The sequence below is a fragment of the Neolewinella maritima genome (assembly GCF_923081025.1).
Taxonomy (GTDB): Bacteria; Bacteroidota; Bacteroidia; order Chitinophagales; family Saprospiraceae; genus Neolewinella; species Neolewinella maritima.
On sequence record NZ_CAKLPZ010000001.1, the window covers coordinates 1,227,773 to 1,243,462 of the forward strand.

The following is a 15,690-nucleotide window of genomic DNA, read 5'->3' on the forward strand; positions in this document are numbered from 1 at the left end:
GATTATGCAGCGTAACTTTCCGACGAACTACTAAACCGACGAATTTGCGCTACTTTTCATTGCTCTTAGTACTTACTTTGTGCACCTGCGTTCGCGCCCAGAGTGCTACTAGTGAGGCCGATCGCCCCCTAACCTACTACCTGCCGGATCTGGAGTACGACCCCAGCATCCCCACCCCGGAGAGTTTCCTGGGCTACCAGATCGGGGACTGGCACATCTCGCACGACCTGCAGCAGGCCTACATGCGGCTCCTGGCGGCCAGTAGCGACCGGATCGAACTGATGGAGATCGGGCGGACGTACGAGCATCGTCCGCTGCTGAACCTGATCTTTACGAGTCCGGAGAACCACGGCCGACTGGAGGAGCTGCGGCAGCGTCACCTGAACTGGAACCTGGCCGACGGGGGACTGAGCGACGGTGATCTGGAGGAGGTGCCCGCCGTACTGTATCAGGGATTCTCGATCCACGGCAACGAGCCCAGTGGAGCCAATGCCGCGCCGCTGGTCGCCTACTACCTGGCCGCCGCTCCCCTGAGCGAAGTAGCCTTCCTGGAGAATAACATCGTGGTATTCGACCCCGCCTATAATCCGGACGGAATGAACCGCTTCGCCAGCTGGGTGAACAGCCACAAGAACAAGACGCTGACCGCCGACCCCAACGACCGGGAGTACAACGAGGCCTACCCCCGCGGGCGGAGCAACCACTACTGGTTCGACCTCAACCGGGACTGGCTGCCCGTGCAGCACCCCGAGAGTCGGGCCCGTATTGCGGCCTTCCACCGTTGGAAGCCGAACGTGCTCACCGACCACCACGAGATGGGTAAGGACGCCACCTTCTTTTTCATGCCCGGTGAGCCCACGCGGGTGCACCCCAGCACCCCGAAGATCAATCAGGAGCTGACGGCCAGGATCGGTACCTACCACGCCGCGGCTCTCGACGAGATTGGCTCGCTGTACTACAGTGGGGAGGGGTATGACGACTTCTACTACGGCAAGGGCTCTACCTACCCCGATATCCACGGTACGGTCGGAATTCTGTTCGAGCAGGCCAGCTCGCGGGGGCACCTGCAGGAGACGGAGAACGGTCTGCTCGACTTCCCCTTCACGGTGCGCAACCAGGTGACCACCGCCCTGAGTACCCTGGAGGCCTTTGGGGAACTGCGCAACGAACTGCTGACCTACCAGCGCGATTTTAATCTGGATGGTGTAACGCAGAGTGGCTACGTCATCGATGCCGACGGCGATCCGGGCCGCGCGCGGGAGCTGGCCAACATCCTGGCACGCCACGATCTGCCCGTACAGCGTGGCACGGGCGGCGACGGCGAGGCCTACTACGTACCAAAAACCCCCTTTTCGGAGGCGGCCTTCGAGCCCATCTTGGAGTTTGAGGACAGTCTGTTTTACGACGTATCCACCTTCTCGCTGCCGATGGCCTTTAATTTGCCGTACAGCGAGGTGAGCGGGGGCGTGCCGGGTGGACGCGACTGGACGGACTACGATCCCGCGGCCGCACTGCCCGCCGTAGACCACGCGGCGGCGACCTACGCATACCTACTCCCTGCTAACGACTACTACTCCGCTAAGGCGGTATACCGACTGCTCGCGGCCGGCGTGCGCGTTAAGGTCAGTGACCAGCCCTTCGCTACCGGCGACGGACAAAACAGCTTCGGCAGGGGTACGGCGATGATCCCGGTAGTGGGTCAGGACATGACGGTGGAGGAACTGCACACGCTCATTACTGAGATAGAGAACGAAACGGGGCTGGACTTCATTCCCGCTGGCGGAGGCACCGTCGATGCGGGCGGGCTCATGTTCGGCTCCCGCTCGGCCTACCAAACACTGCGCACGCCGGAGATCGCTCTGTTGGTAGAAGGCGGCACCAATAGCCTGGACGCCGGGGAGATCTGGCACCTGCTCGACCAACGCTTCGGCATACCGATCACCAAACTGCCCATCGATGAGGTGGCCGAAACCGACCTGAGCCGCTACAATACGATCGTGATGCCGGATGGCCGCTACGACAACCTCCACGAGGACGTTGCCACCGCCCTGCAGGAGTGGATGGGTAGCGACCACGTGTTCATCACCATCGAACGCGCCGGCACCTGGGCGGCGAAGAACGGACTGGCTGAGATCACTACCCGCAAGGTGGAAAACCCCGACTCCAGCATCACGCAGCGCCCCTACGAAAAGGCCTATCGCGACCGCAGCGGCCGCGTGCTGGGCGGATCCATCTACCAGGCTACGGGCGATCTGACTCATCCGCTACTCTTCGGTCTTCAGCGGGAGGAGATGCCGGTGTTCCGTACGGGTACGCTGCTCTACGAGCCGGCGAAGAACGTCTACGCCACCCCCCTACGCTACACCGACGCGCCGTTGGTGAGCGGCTACAGTCCCCGCAGCTTCGCGGACTCGGCCGCCGGATCGGCGGCCATCATCGTGTGCGGCGTTAACGGCGGCCGTACGATCTCTTTCGCCAGCAACCCCAATTTCCGGGGCTTCTGGTACGGCGGCAACCGACTGTTTATGAATGCCATCTTTTTTGGCTCTACCATCTCCGGTGCCGCAGCAGAATAACCTTATGAAGTTCTACCCCGCACAGGTCGACGCCATCGCCGAAGCCCTGCAAAATATCTTTCAAAACGGTACCTACGCCGACCGCGAGATCGCCCGCATCCTCAAGGCCGACAAGCGGCGGGGAAGCAAGGACCGCGCCTTTATCGCCGAGCATACCTATGGCGTGGTGCGCTACTATCGTCTTTACGCTCACCTGGCCGGGGGGGAACCGCGCGAGAAGTCCGATTACTGGCGTCTCGTCGGCGTACACCTACTGCTGCAGGGTCACGTACTGCCCAACTGGCGCGAGTTTGCCGGACTGAATATGGCCGACCTCCAGGAAGACCTCGGCGCGGCGCGGGCCGAGCGCGTACTGCGCGAGAGCATTCCCGACTGGCTCGACGAGCTGGGCGAACAGCAACTGGGCGCAGACTGGGCACCCACCCTGACTGCCCTCAACGAACAGGCACCGGTCGTTCTGCGCGCCAACCGACTCAAGGCCAGCCCTACCGAAGTGCAAACGGCCCTAGCTGCCGATGGTATCGTCACCGAGCTCCTCGACGCCGACGCCCTGCGCGTGACCGAACGCAAGAACCTGTTTCGCACCCAGGCCTTCCGCGACGGACTCTTCGAGCTACAGGATTTCAGCAGTCAGCAGGCCGCCCCCGCCCTGGAGGCCGAGCCCGGGCAACTGGTCATCGACGCCTGCGCCGGAGCCGGCGGCAAAACCCTGCACCTGGCGGCTTTGATGGAGAATAAGGGCCGTCTGCTCAGTCTCGATATCCACGGCTGGAAGCTGGACGAGCTTAAGCGCCGCGCCCGCCGTGCCGGGGTCACGAATATGGAGCCCCGCCCCATCACCAGCACTAAGATCACCAAACGACTCACCGGCAAGGCCGACCGGGTACTGCTCGACGTACCCTGCTCCGGTCTGGGTGTACTGCGCCGCAATCCGGACGCCAAATGGAAATTGTACCCCGACGTGATCGATCGCGTGGTAGCCGAGCAAGCCGATATCCTTAGCCGATACAGCCGCATGGTCAAGCCCGGTGGTAAGCTGGTGTACGCGACCTGTAGCGTGCTACCGCGTGAGAATGAGCAGCAGGTAGCGCAGTTCCTGGCTTCCGACGCCGGACGGGGCTGGACGCTGGAGTACAGTCAGAGCTACCTGCCGCAGCGCGATGGCTACGACGGATTCTTTGTGAGCCGGATGTCCTTAACGGAGTAGCGGTCCATCATGCCGATATTCTTCGCATCGAAGGTGCCGGTATGCGTGCACTGGAAGCGTTTATCCAGCCGGTCGCAGGTAGCCTGACTTACGGTCACCTCCCCCGGAGTACCGGCCGCTTCCAGCCGCGCGGCTTGATTGACGGTGTCTCCCCAGATGTCGTAGGCAAACTTGTGCTGCCCCACCACCCCGGCTACTACTTCACCACTGTGGATGCCAATGCGGGCGGTAAATAGTTGCTTCTTCTTCAGGTACTCCTGCATCTCCAGCGCGGCCCGCACGGTCTTGGCGGCGTGATCGGGATCGGGCTCCGGCAAGCCGCAGACGCACATGTACGCATCGCCGATCGTCTTGATCTTTTCCAGTCCATGCCGCGCGGTGATCTCATCAAAGGCCCGGAATGTTTCGTCGAGCATGCGCACCAGTTCCTCCGGCTCGGTGCGACTGGCGATCTTGCTGAAGCCCACGAAGTCGGAGAAGAACACGGTAGCCTCCTCGAAGCGGCGCGCGGTGGCCTTACCGCTGTCCTTGAGTTCTTTTGCAACCGATGAAGGTAAAATATTGAGTAGCAAATCATTCGAACGCTTTTGTTCTTCTTCGATCCGGCTATTCTTCTCGCTGAGCAGCTGCTGGAATTTCTGCGAGGAGCGGTACCGCAAGTAGAGCAGACCGAGTGCGACGAGTACGCCCAGCGCCAGGACGATAAAGAAGTTGCGCCGTTGTCGTTCTTCCTGCGTCAGGGCCCGCTGCTCCTCTAGCAGCATATCCTGCTGCATCAGCGCGAAGCTATCGTTGAGGGCCTTAAACCGGAAGCTGTCGATGGAAAGATCCTGTTTCTGGATCCGCAGCAGCTGCCGGAGTTGGGTGTCCGTAAGCGCCTCGATCTCGCGGTTTTGCAGGGCTACGATCGCTCCCAGCGCGCTCTGATTGAGCTCGTCCTCTCGTTGTTTTGGTCGCTGCCCGCCGCGCAGCGTGCGTAGGTCCGGTAGGCGGACTATGCCCATAGTATCCGACCCCGTGATCTGCTGAAGACGGGCAGTGATGGAGTCTACCGAAGCATTCATTCCCGCCGTACGAAAGCCTGTCGATGCTGCGCGCAGGGCCTTCACGCCCTCGATGCGATCGGTAGATTTCGCCTGCGAGTCTTCGAGCAGGGCCCGGCCGCGCAGGTAGTTACCGTACGCCTCCACGTCGGGCAGTCGCTGTTGCTGGCCGGACTCCATCAGGGCCTCGCTCTGCGCGCGGGCCAGGGCATACTTACCCTGACGTATCATCTGTTCGATGGCCGCGATCTGTCCGTCGTAGCGGGTCTGGGCGGAGAGCGCAGGTGCGAGGCCAAGGAGCAGTAGAAGCAGGGTAGTACGCAACATTAGGTACAACGTACGGTAAGAATCGGGAGGCCGGTTGTGCGGGGGTGTTACTTGGTGGGATCGTGGCCCCAGTTCTTGAGGCTGTACGCCCAGTCACTGCCCTCGGCCTGCTTCGGTTTCTGCGCCAGGTGACGGTGCACGTAGCCGACTACTTTATTCATGTGCTTATAGTCGTCGTCGGTCAACTCGGCCTTTTTAGTACGTTTGATCTCGATGATCCGTTTGCCGCTCTTGTGTCCCGTGCTTTCCTTGTCGCTGCCGCTGGTGTCGCCCACGGACTTAGACTCCTCGGTTTGTAGCCAGTCCTCCAGTTCCTGAGGCGCCATATTGACGACGTCCTTGAACTCCTGGTAGATCTCTTCGTGTGATTTATCGGCCATGGTGGGGGGAATATAGATTAAGGTTAGTTAGCTGATTCGTCGGCCGCATCTTCCATGCGGTTCTCGAAGGCTTCCCGGTCGCCGCTTTTTATGGCTTCGACCTCGGCGTCGATTTCCTGTTCGAGAAAGTAATTGAGTACGGTGCGAATTGTTGCGATGGCGGCGAGCTTGCCGATCTGGTCCCAGCCCGGCGCAATGGCGGTGCTGATGATGTCCGCCGCCAGCTGAAATTCCAGTGCCACGATGAGGTAGCGGGCCAGGGTCAGCCGTAGCGCTACGAAGTCCTGCTCCGTGCGGGTGAAGATCCGACCGGCGTAAAGCCACAGGGCAATCACTACTCCCCAGGCGATCACCAGTACGCCGCAGAGTTCTACGGCTAGCTTGACGTACTCCGCGAAGTGGTAGATATAGCCCTCGGCCTGTTCGTAAAAGTGGTCTTCCATAAGTTAGTGCAGGTAGCTGGCTCCGTTCAGATCCAGTACACTACCGGTAGTGAAGCGGGCCTCCGGACTGGCGAGGTAAAGTACGGCGCGGGCCACTTCCTCTACCGTCGCTACGCGATTGAGGGGACTTTGCGCCCGGACTGCCTCGCCGGCCTCACCCTGCAAGTGCGGACGGGCCATGGCGGTCTCGATGAAACCCGGAGCGATGGCGTGTACGGTAATATTATCACTACCTACCTCCCGGGCCAGACTCTGGCTCAGGCTATGCAGACCGGCCTTGGCAGCTCCGTAGCCGACCTGTCCGGCCTCCCCACGGTACGCTCCCCGGCTTCCGATGTTGATGATGGTGCCACCCCCCCGGCGGCGCATGTGCTGGATGACCTGAAAGGCCGCTGCGGCGGGACCGACCAGATTGGTATTGAGCGTCTGCTGAAAGGTAGCCAGCCAGGTATCGAAGGGCATGCTACCGTCCACGGGATGCGGCTGAAAGATCCCCGCATTATTGATTAGAATATCCACCCGGCCCAGTTTAGCTACCGCGCTATCGACCAGGCGCCGCGCCGCCTGCGGATCGGACAGATCGGCCTGCAGTACGGCGTGCCCCGCCCCGGGTAGCGAAGCCTGCAACAGCTTTGCTTCAGCTGCACTGCTGTGGTAGTGGATACACACCCGTGCACCGGCCTGCGCGAGTAGGGTAGCGGTAGCCCGGCCTACCCCCCGGCTGCTGCCGGTGACCAGGGCGGTGCGATTGCTGAAGTCGACTGTTATCATAGTGTAAAGGTTGGTGGGCTCGTCATACTATCCGGGGGGGCTAGGCGTCTTAGCGGTATCACCCTATAAGCTATGTACTACCGCCTCGTGTTCGTTTTCCTCCTGCTGGCCAGCTCCCTCTGTAGCTGGGGGCAGGCCGGTACCCTAGCTAGGAAGGATCAGCAGGCCCTCCAGGAGGCCGAGCTGCGCATGGCCATTTTGGTGGAGACGGTCTACACCGATAGCTCCGCCGAGGTCCGCTTCCAGGCCTGCCGGGACCTCATCCGGGAATTGGTCACCGCGCTGGACCGACCGAACTCCTTCGCCTACCCCTTCGACCAGTTGCCGGGACTGAGTATCCAGTACGCACCGGACCGAAGCTTTCGCATATTCAGCTGGGAGCTGATGGTGGACCGCGATGGATACCGCCACTACGGCGCCGTACAAAAGAATAGCAAACAGCTTGAACTGGAAGCACTCGTCGACCGGGGTGACGGCTGGCTGAAAAACCCGGAGAATGCAGTAGTGGGCGCCAGCAACTGGCTAGGCTACGTGGTCTATACCATTGTAGCGGGGGGGACGTACGATGGACGGTCGTACTACTTCGTCCTGGGCTACGACAGCTACGAGGCGTACCGGCGGCGCAAGGTGCTTGACGTCCTGCACTTCGACGAAGCGGGTAAGGCGGTGTTCGGACTGCCCGTCTTCCACACCTATACCGACTCTGACCTACTGTTACTCGACCGTGCCCGTATGATCATGGTGTACGGGGCCGAAGCCACTATGGCTCTGCGCTACGATGCCGAGTTAGGTGGAATCGTGTACGAGAACCTCCTCATGGTACCCGGCAACTACGGCGAGGGACCGGTCAATATGCCAGACGGTAGCTACAACCTCCTCGTGCTGGGGGAAGACGGAATGTGGCGGGAAAACGCCCAGGTATTCACCCATACCTACGAAGAAGCCCCCCGCGAGGTACCATTACCGGGCGGGGGGCGTGATCTGCTGGGCCGTCCTGACAGCAGTCGGGTGAAGGACGGCGGCGGCGATAAGTAGGGATACTATTTAGCGGCGGCGGAGACCGGGAAGCTCACCTTCAGGTCGGACCACATGAGGGTCACCTCACTGCCTTCCAGGGCAAAATCCATTTTCTCGGCCGGACTAGGCAGTTCGGTAGCCGTACCCTTTACTCGGGCGACGTCGTCGCCTTCGGCATAGTCGTAGGCACCCCACTGCTCGGCCGTTTTGTTGAAAATGATGGTCCAGTCGTTCTTGTCGTTGGGCATCGTGAAGAGCGAGTAGGTTCCGGCAGCCAGTTCAGTGCCCTCGGTACCTACTTTGACGTCCTGTGCAAAAGTAATTCGCGTGGCCTCGTTCGCACCCGTTCGCCAGACCTTACCGTAGGGGACCAGATCACCGTAAATGGTGCGTTGGTTAACGGAAGGGCTACCGTAGTTGATGGTTACGTCGACGCCATCCACGGTACCCTTAAGCTGTTTGCGGGGGCTTTTGATGGTAGTATCGAGTACGGTGACGGTGTAGTTCTCCCCACCCATGGTGTTATCCGCCATGTCGTCCGTACCGCTTGGCATGACGGTGTCGGGCTCCTCCGTCGTGTTGTCGGTAGTGGAGGTGCCGTTGGATGGAGTATTGCAACTGGTAGTCAGCAGGAGGCCACTGAAGAGTAGGCCGGTAAACAGGTAGCGTGTCATGTAGAAGGTGGTTTGATGTGGAATTGGCTACATAAACGTCCTAAGGGAGGGAAAGTGGGCTAACTGATCTCTTTTTTCTCCTGGTCCAGTACGCGACTGACGAAGAAGGGGGACGGGGCATAGCCCGTCCAACCCCCGTCTACCAGCAGCTGCTGCCCGGTGATGTGACTAGCGGCCGGACTGAGTAGAAAGCCCACGGCAGCGGCCACATCCTCGGGCAGGCCCACGCGGCCGGTGGGGTTCAACTTCGCCCACACACCGGCGTAGTCGGGTTCTTCCTGCTGGGTACGCTCGGTGAGGGTAGCACCGGGGGAGACGCAGTTGACCGTGATCCCCAGCGGGCCGAGATCGAGCGTGAGTTGCTGGGCTAGCATGGCGATACCGGCCTTGGTCATACCGTAGGCTGCCAGGTTGTGATACGCCCGGTTGCCGACGTTGGAGCCGATGAGAATGATCCGTCCCCCGGACCGCTGGGCCTTGATCTGCTGCGCGGTGGCCTGCGCCAGAAAGAAGGTGCCTTTGAGGTTCAGTCCGACCACCTTATCGAAGCTCTCCTCACTGAAGGTGAAGAAGTCGCCGAACTCGGTCAGGCCCGCATTGGCCACCACCATCTCTAGCCGGCTGTCCGGAAGACCGGCCGCAAACTCGACCATGCGGTAGATGAAGTCTACGTTACCCGCATCGCCGACGTAGGCGACCGCCTTACCGATGTGTAGGCTATTGAGTTCTTCCACCGCCTGTGCGGTGCGCTCTTCGCTGATGTCATTGACCACTACGGTCGCGCCGTTTTCGATCAGGTACTTTGCGATACCAAAACCGATACCCGCCGCGCCACCGGTTACGATCGCGGTCTTGCCGTCAAATACTTGGAAATCCATAGGGTAAGCTTGATGGCCGCTAGGGGGCCGCTAGGTGAGGTAGTGTAAAGAGCCAATCCGTAATTATAGTTTTATCTTCCGCCCAATTCCACGTGACACCATGAAGACCTACCACGACCTGCTGCGCCATATCCTCGCCACGGGGACGCCCAAGGGCGATCGTACGGGTACCGGTACCCTATCCGTGTTCGGCTACCAGTCGCGCTACGACCTCCGCGAGGGATTCCCCCTCATTACCACCAAAAAGGTGCACTGGAAAAGCGTCGTGCACGAATTGCTGTGGTTCATCCGCGGCGATACCAACATCCGCTACCTGGTACTGAACGGTGTACGGATCTGGAACGAATGGCCGTTTCAGCACTACCTGGAACAAACCGGTCAGGCCGCCGATCTTCCTAAACACGGTATCGCCTGGAAGGCCGCCCTCAAGGAGTTTGTCGACCGCATCGCCGGTGATGAGGCATTTGCCCAGCAGTGGGGGGAGTTGGGACCAGTGTACGGCAAACAGTGGCGCGACTTCAACGGCGTGGATCAGCTGCGCGACGTAGTCGAAGCCATCAAAGCAACACCCGATAGCCGCCGCCACATCGTCACCGCCTGGAACCCCGAGGAGATCCCGGCCATGGCCAAGGCGGGACTGCCGCCCTGCCACACGCTGTTTCAGTTCTACGTAGCGGACGGCCGACTGAGCTGCCAGCTGTACCAGCGTTCGGCGGACGTATTTCTCGGCGTGCCATTCAATATTGCCTCCTACGCTCTACTCACGCAGCTGGTAGCGCGTGAGTGCGCACTGGAGGTCGGTGAATTCGTCCACACGCTCGGGGATGCACACCTGTACAGCAACCACCTGGAGCAGGCCCGCGAGCAGCTCAGCCGCACGCCGCGCCCGCTGCCGACGGTGCAGATTGCCCAAAATGCACCCGACTTGTTCTCGCTCGGTTACGACGACATTACGCTGCATGCCTACGATCCCTGGCCGGCTATCCGAGCGCCGATCGCAGTCTAGCCGATGGACGTACCACACGCACTAAAGCACGCCGCCGCCGACTACAAAGCGAACCGTAAGGCCGTCAGCCGCCTGCGGCAGCGACCTCCTAAGGACCTCGATACCCGTATCCACGCCCTGCACGAAGAGGCCTTCGCCGAGATCGACTGCCTGAGCTGTGCGAACTGCTGCAAAACCACCAGTCCAATCTTCCGCGACATCGACATCGACCGGCTGTCGAGGCATCTGGGAATACGGCCGGGTGAACTGGTGGAGCAGTACCTACACCTGGACGCCGAGGGTGATTATGTGTTGAACGTAGCCCCCTGCCCCTTCCTCGGTCCAGACAACTACTGCTCGGTGTACGCCGCCCGGCCCCGGGCCTGCCGCGAGTATCCCCATACCGATCGCAAGAACATGCTGCAAATCCTGCCGTTGACGCTACGTAATACCCTGGTGTGCCCCGCCGTCGCACAGATTTTGCGGCGGCTGCGGTAGACCGGGAGTCCGCTATCTCTTCCCATTCTATGCAGCAGTTATACCGTATTCTTCAGACGTTCATGAAGCAGGCCGTACGCAGCGTGGCCTTCCTTCCCGTACCCATGATCGTGGCGTCCGTGTTGCTCGGCTTCCTGTTCTTCTGGCTGGAGAATGCTACGAGTATCAGTAAGTGGACGCAGGATACCTTCCCGGCTCTGGCCATCACCAGTCAGGACACCGCCCGCACCATCCTGGGTATGTTCATCGGTGGGCTCATTACGCTGACGGTATTCACGTTTTCGCAGATCATGATCCTGCTCAATCAGGTAGCCAGTAGTTACAGCCCCCGGCTACTGCCCAAACTCACCGGCGACCGCGCCCTGCAGTTTGTCATGGGCCTCAACCTGGCTACGATCGTACTGACCATCACGGTGCTTCTATCCATCCGGAGCAGCGATGATTTTAAGATCCCGAACTTCTCTATTCTTATCTGCACGATCCTCGGTATCACCTGCCTGTGCCTGTTCGTATACTTCGTGACCGCCATCACCAAAAAGATCCAGGTAGATAGCATTGTGGATGCCTCCGCCCAGGACACTATCGACGGACTGAAGGACGAACGCGATCTCGGCGACGCGGGGTACTCCGATGGCAGCATACCGGCCGGGGTACGCAGCTGGTATCCCATCATGTCACCCATTTCGGGCTACCTGGGGGTGGTGAATCACCGGGCGCTCTCCAAGCTGGGCCACGCATACGATACTACGTTCTACATAGGGGTGAGTAAGGGTCAGTACGTACCGGAGGGACAGCCCCTTCTACAGTCGAAGGAGCTGCTCGACGAAGAGCAGATCGACCGGGTATTGACCACCGTATCCCCCATCCGGGATCAATTCGATGACTGGTACTTGCCGAACCTAAAGCAATTGACGGAGATCGCGCTCAAGGCCATGTCCCCCGGCATCAACGACCCCGGCACCGCAATCATGGTGATCGATCGGCAGACGGAGGTGCTCATCCGCATGATGGATACACCCTTCCACAATTACTTTCGGGCGAAGGAGGGCGGCGACGTGTGGTTTGTGCGGCACAATTTTGAAGACATCCTGGCTGCCCTCATGCAGGAGATGCGCCGCTATGCCAAGGAGGACCCACTGGTAGTACGGGCGCTCTTTCAGATGCTCTACCACCTGCTCCACCGCGCGGGCACCTCTCTGGCCTACACCCGGAGCGTGCTACTAGAAATTCGGGCCCTCCTCGAGGACGCCCGCAGCAACATACCCAACACGCGCGATCGCTCACTGATCGCCAGGGACATACGGGTGCACCGGCGCGCAATACACCATCTGGCTCAGCTCAAGGGACGTACGTACGCCTTGCGGGAGGTCAACGCCGATGCGGCGCAGTCCTAGAGCTTGTAGTTCGGTGCCAGGCGCCCGCCCTTCTCGTCGTAAAATTCCTGAATGATGGCCAGTACTTCCTCCGGGGTGTCGACCAGGGGAAGCAGATCCATGTCAGCCGGGCTGATGGTCTTTTCCCGTTCCGACATCGTATCGAAAATCCACTGCCGCAGGCCCTGCCAGTAGTCGGTACCCACCAGAATGACCGGTACCGGGGTGATCTTCTTGGTCTGAATGAGGGTGAGTACCTCGAAGAGCTCGTCCATCGTGCCGAAGCCACCGGGGCAGCAGACGAAGGCCTGGGCGTACTTCACGAACATGACCTTGCGCACGAAGAAGTACCGGAAGTCGATGTCCTTGTCGTCATCTACGTAGGCGTTGCTACTCTGCTCGAAGGGCAGGTCGATGTTGAGGCCGATGCTGGCCCCCTTGCTATCGTGCGCGCCTTTGTTGCCAGCTTCCATGATGCCGGGGCCGCCGCCCGTGATGATGCCATAGCCCTGGCGGACCAGTAGCCGACCGATCTCGGTGGCCGTCTTGTAGTACTTGTGGTCGGGCTTGGTCCGGGCCGATCCGAATATGCTTACACAGGGGCCGATGCGGTTCATCACCTCAAAGCCTTCCACGAACTCGCTGATCACTTTAAACATGGTCCAGCTGTCTTCCCCAAAGGGGGCGGTATTCCAGCGGCGGGGGGCGTGGCGATCCAGCCCGTTAAAATCACTCATATAGTAGGTCGGTTAAACGAGGCGGGTACAAACGCGCCGCCGGAAGACAATGCCTGAACGACCAAAACGGTTGCCTTACGAATATATTTTGACCGCTAGGCAACGCAACCCCCCGGCCCGTCGTTCTTTCCAGCGAATATTCGCTTCTCTAACTCGCGCCAGCATTCTGGCGGCCTAACAAACACTAGATGACTACCTTATCTCCTCAGGCCGTAGCCACCCGCAGCGCCTTTCTACTGCAATTAAGCAACGAGCTCCAGCTACCGAGTGAGCGCCTGCACGGCTTCACTCGTCTGCGCGAAGATCTCTTTCTGGACACCATGGACGTCGAGCTACTCATCGCCGGCCTGGAGCGCCGCCTCGAATACTACCTCACCGAGGAGGAAGCCAGCCAGATAGAGACTGTCGGCGACCTGCAGCATTTCTTCCTCCGCTAATCCTCGCTTGCCGGATCGGCATCACCGTCACTCATCTCCCCCCCACGCGGGGCGCGCTGCAGCAAAAAGCTGAAAATGAATCCTTCGTAGCGCGACTGTAGCGACAGGATATCACCCTCCAGCGCGATCACCTCATAGTCCAGGGGTACCATCACGCCGCTGGTGGATAGTTCGTTGCCTTCCCGGACGTAGCTCCCACGCTGCGGCTCGTTGTCCTCGCTCAGCAGGTTGGTGGTGAAGGCGCCGTCGGACCCGAAGTCGAGGTAAAGGCCGTCCAGGACACCCGTTTTTACATTATCCCGCCGCGCCTCGACCAGCTCCCAGCGGCCTTCCAGCTGCGTGGTGGCTTCTTCGGGCAGCTCGGCGGCATCACTGCCACAGGCGAAGAATAGATAGGGTAGGCTGAGCAGGAACACGAAACGCATGGGCTGAAGGAATTGCACTTCCCGAAACAGGAAAGACCGCAGATTGTTATACCGCCGCCCGCCGCAACCGGTCGTTGATGGCCCGCCCCAGGCCGGTCTCCGGTACCAGCTCCACGCTAGCTTCGGTATACGGCCCATCGGCTAGCTGGCGCAGTACCCCGAATAGCCGTTGGGCCGCCTCCTGTAGCGAGCCGCTGGGTGATAAATTGAAGGTATGCGGTCCACTCGGGCGATCCGCGCCGAAGCAGACCACCGCACAGCGTTCCGTACCCCGCACCTGCGCCCGCGCCACTAAAGTTAGCCGGATGCCGGGCGAATAGTGGCTCATCAGCATACCGGGAGCCTGCGGCCGGCTGCTACTCTGGGTCTGCACCTGCACGCGGTGGCCCAGCACATCCTCCAACTGCTCGACCGGGGTGCCGCCCTTGCGCAGTACGACCACCTCCGGACCGTCGAATCGTACGATCGTACTCTCCAGGCCGACCCGGCAGGGACCGCCGTCGAGGATGTAGTCTACCCGCTCACCGAGCTGGGCGGCTACGTGGGCGGCGGTGGTGGGACTAACGTAGCCAAAGGGATTAGCGCTCGGAGCCGCGACCGGGAAGTCAACCAGCTGGAGTACCGCCTGCGTGAGGGGGTGGTCCGGCACGCGCAAGGCTACGGTGGGCAGACCGGCCGTGACCAGATCGGGCACCTCAGTCCGGCGGGGGAGCACCAGGGTCAGGGGGCCGGGCCAGCAGACCCTGGCCAGCACCTGAGCGGCGTCGGGGACCGAATGGGCGTAAGTGAGGATACGATCGGCAGTAGCCTGGTGCAGGATGAGGGGGTCGAAGTGCGGACGATTCTTGGCACTGAATACTTTACTTACGGCCACTACGTCTAATGCATTGGCGCCCAGGCCGTAAACGGTTTCGGTGGGTAGTGCGACGAGCTGGCCAGTGATGAGGCGGCGGGCGGCTTCGGCGGGGTCAGTGGCGATCGGGGCGGACATGGACCGGCAATAGTAAGCTTAATCCGGGTACTATCTTCGTTCTTCACCCCTAGCTTGTGCGCCAACCGTCCCTTCCTCCGCTGACTGACGTGGTGGGTCACCGACCCAGCAGGTTGTTTATTTTCCTGGCCGGCTTCTTCGTCGCCAACGCGCAGGTAGCGGAGCTGATCGGCGTGAAGATATTTGCCCTGGAGGATACGCTGGGTATCGCTCCCTGGAACTTCAACCTCTTCGGTGAGCTGGGGGCGCTACAATTTTCCGCCGGCGTTTTGCTGTGGCCGGTCGTCTTCGTGATCACCGACCTGCTCAACGAGTACTACGGGGAGCGGGGCGTGCGGCTACTGAGCTACTTTACGGTCGTCCTGATCGGCTATGCCTTTGTGATGATTTTCGCGGCCATTCAGCTCAGTCCGGCCGATTGGTGGCGGGCGGGGGCGCAGGTGCAGGGGGTGCCCGATAGCCAGGCCGCGTTCCGGCTGGTGTTCGGTCAGGGCCTGTTCATCATCGTGGGCTCGCTACTGGCTTTTCTGATCGGGCAGTTGACGGACGCGTACGTATTTCACCGCATCCGGGCGCGCACCGGGCAGGGTAAGTTGTGGCTGCGCGCTACCGGGTCTACGGTAGTGAGCCAGCTGGTGGATAGCTTCGTAGTACTCTACGTAGCGTTTAAACTCGGACCGGAACTATTCGGAGGAGTGACCGAGCCCTGGCCCTGGCCGCGTATCCTGGCGGTGGCTACGGTGCAGTATGTATTTAAGTTCGTGATGGCAGTGGGCTTGACGCCGGTGATCTATGTACTGCACGGGGTGATCGATCGGTACCTGGGTCGTGGGTTAGCCGCGGAAGAGACTGAGTAGCAGGGCGGCAGGCCAGGTCGGATGGTAGTCCGTCACCCATCACTATAGCGGGCTATCCCCTCCCTTTCCTC

At 60.7% G+C, this 15,690-nt stretch carries 17 protein-coding genes; 8 read left to right on the plus strand and 9 right to left on the minus strand.

The annotated features are described in order from the left end of the window. The first annotated feature begins 77 nt into the window (after positions 1 to 77). Together MJQ68_RS05000 and MJQ68_RS05005 are read left to right on the plus strand one after the other, a co-directional pair. Positions 78 to 2,576: a M14 family zinc carboxypeptidase gene (locus MJQ68_RS05000; RefSeq protein ID WP_238749917.1), complete on the plus strand. Its 2,499-nt coding sequence runs from the start codon at positions 78 to 80 to the stop codon at positions 2,574 to 2,576. 4 nt (positions 2,577 to 2,580) lie between these two features. After that, entirely contained in the window at positions 2,581 to 3,783 is a 1,203-nt protein-coding gene (locus tag MJQ68_RS05005; protein ID WP_238749918.1) for an RsmB/NOP family class I SAM-dependent RNA methyltransferase, read from the plus strand. Here the strand turns inward: MJQ68_RS05005 and MJQ68_RS05010 are convergent. The 4 genes from MJQ68_RS05010 to MJQ68_RS05025 are packed head-to-tail and all read right to left on the minus strand — an operon-like array spanning position 3,741 to position 6,747. Beyond that, positions 3,741 to 5,153: an adenylate/guanylate cyclase domain-containing protein gene (locus MJQ68_RS05010; protein WP_238749919.1), complete on the minus strand. Its 1,413-nt coding sequence runs from the start codon at positions 5,151 to 5,153 to the stop codon at positions 3,741 to 3,743. The genes MJQ68_RS05005 and MJQ68_RS05010 overlap by 43 nt on opposite strands. A gap of 47 nt (positions 5,154 to 5,200) precedes the next feature. Beyond that, entirely contained in the window at positions 5,201 to 5,533 is a 333-nt protein-coding gene (locus MJQ68_RS05015) for a DUF3140 domain-containing protein (RefSeq protein ID WP_238749920.1), read from the minus strand. Between the two features lie 23 nt (positions 5,534 to 5,556). Next, positions 5,557 to 5,976: a DUF1622 domain-containing protein gene (locus MJQ68_RS05020; protein ID WP_238749921.1), complete on the minus strand. Its 420-nt coding sequence runs from the start codon at positions 5,974 to 5,976 to the stop codon at positions 5,557 to 5,559. Between the two features lie 3 nt (positions 5,977 to 5,979). Continuing rightward, entirely contained in the window at positions 5,980 to 6,747 is a 768-nt protein-coding gene (locus MJQ68_RS05025) for an SDR family NAD(P)-dependent oxidoreductase (protein WP_238749922.1), read from the minus strand. Positions 6,748 to 6,819: 72 nt separating this feature from the next. On the opposite strand from MJQ68_RS05025, the gene MJQ68_RS05030 reads away from it, so the two are divergent. Further along, entirely contained in the window at positions 6,820 to 7,782 is a 963-nt protein-coding gene (locus MJQ68_RS05030) for a hypothetical protein (protein ID WP_238749923.1), read from the plus strand. A 5-nt stretch (positions 7,783 to 7,787) separates the two neighbouring features. Here MJQ68_RS05030 and MJQ68_RS05035 read toward each other — a convergent pair whose 3' ends face one another. Next, the gene (locus MJQ68_RS05035) at positions 7,788 to 8,438 is read right to left on the minus strand and encodes a DUF2911 domain-containing protein (RefSeq protein ID WP_238749925.1); all 651 of its coding nucleotides are present in this window, start codon (positions 8,436 to 8,438) and stop codon (positions 7,788 to 7,790) included. Positions 8,439 to 8,497: 59 nt separating this feature from the next. After that, positions 8,498 to 9,316 carry an SDR family NAD(P)-dependent oxidoreductase gene (locus MJQ68_RS05040; RefSeq protein WP_238749926.1) on the minus strand — a complete coding sequence of 273 codons (819 nt, stop codon included), beginning with the start codon at positions 9,314 to 9,316 and terminating at the stop codon, positions 8,498 to 8,500. Between the two features lie 100 nt (positions 9,317 to 9,416). Here MJQ68_RS05040 and thyA point away from each other — a divergent pair, with 100 nt between their 5' ends. From thyA to MJQ68_RS05055, 3 genes are read left to right on the plus strand one after another with little or no spacing between them, the layout of a single operon-like run. Next, positions 9,417 to 10,322 carry a thymidylate synthase gene (thyA, locus tag MJQ68_RS05045; RefSeq protein ID WP_238749928.1) on the plus strand — a complete coding sequence of 302 codons (906 nt, stop codon included), beginning with the start codon at positions 9,417 to 9,419 and terminating at the stop codon, positions 10,320 to 10,322. 3 nt (positions 10,323 to 10,325) lie between these two features. Continuing rightward, positions 10,326 to 10,799 carry a YkgJ family cysteine cluster protein gene (locus tag MJQ68_RS05050; protein WP_238749929.1) on the plus strand — a complete coding sequence of 158 codons (474 nt, stop codon included), beginning with the start codon at positions 10,326 to 10,328 and terminating at the stop codon, positions 10,797 to 10,799. A gap of 29 nt (positions 10,800 to 10,828) precedes the next feature. Further along, a complete protein-coding gene (locus tag MJQ68_RS05055) occupies positions 10,829 to 12,193 on the plus strand; it encodes a DUF2254 domain-containing protein (RefSeq protein ID WP_238749930.1) in 1,365 nt (454 codons plus the stop codon). Here the strand turns inward: MJQ68_RS05055 and MJQ68_RS05060 are convergent. Further along, positions 12,190 to 12,909, minus strand: coding sequence for an LOG family protein (locus tag MJQ68_RS05060; protein WP_238749932.1), 720 nt, complete (start codon positions 12,907 to 12,909; stop codon positions 12,190 to 12,192). The two genes, MJQ68_RS05055 and MJQ68_RS05060, sit on opposite strands and share 4 nt — an antisense overlap. A gap of 188 nt (positions 12,910 to 13,097) precedes the next feature. Between MJQ68_RS05060 and MJQ68_RS05065 the strand changes: the two genes are divergently transcribed. After that, positions 13,098 to 13,346 carry an acyl carrier protein gene (locus MJQ68_RS05065; protein ID WP_238749933.1) on the plus strand — a complete coding sequence of 83 codons (249 nt, stop codon included), beginning with the start codon at positions 13,098 to 13,100 and terminating at the stop codon, positions 13,344 to 13,346. On the opposite strand, the gene MJQ68_RS05070 is transcribed toward MJQ68_RS05065, so the two are convergent. Both MJQ68_RS05070 and MJQ68_RS05075 read right to left on the minus strand, forming a co-directional pair. Continuing rightward, complete coding sequence (locus MJQ68_RS05070; RefSeq protein WP_238749934.1) at positions 13,343 to 13,771, minus strand: hypothetical protein; 429 nt, start codon at positions 13,769 to 13,771, stop codon at positions 13,343 to 13,345. The two genes, MJQ68_RS05065 and MJQ68_RS05070, sit on opposite strands and share 4 nt — an antisense overlap. A 46-nt stretch (positions 13,772 to 13,817) precedes the next feature. Next, entirely contained in the window at positions 13,818 to 14,762 is a 945-nt protein-coding gene (locus MJQ68_RS05075; RefSeq protein WP_238749936.1) for an L-threonylcarbamoyladenylate synthase, read from the minus strand. Positions 14,763 to 14,818: 56 nt separating this feature from the next. Between MJQ68_RS05075 and MJQ68_RS05080 the strand changes: the two genes are divergently transcribed. Next, positions 14,819 to 15,619, plus strand: a complete 801-nt coding sequence (locus MJQ68_RS05080) for a queuosine precursor transporter (protein WP_238749937.1) — start codon at positions 14,819 to 14,821, stop codon at positions 15,617 to 15,619. Positions 15,620 to 15,690 lie beyond the last annotated feature (71 nt).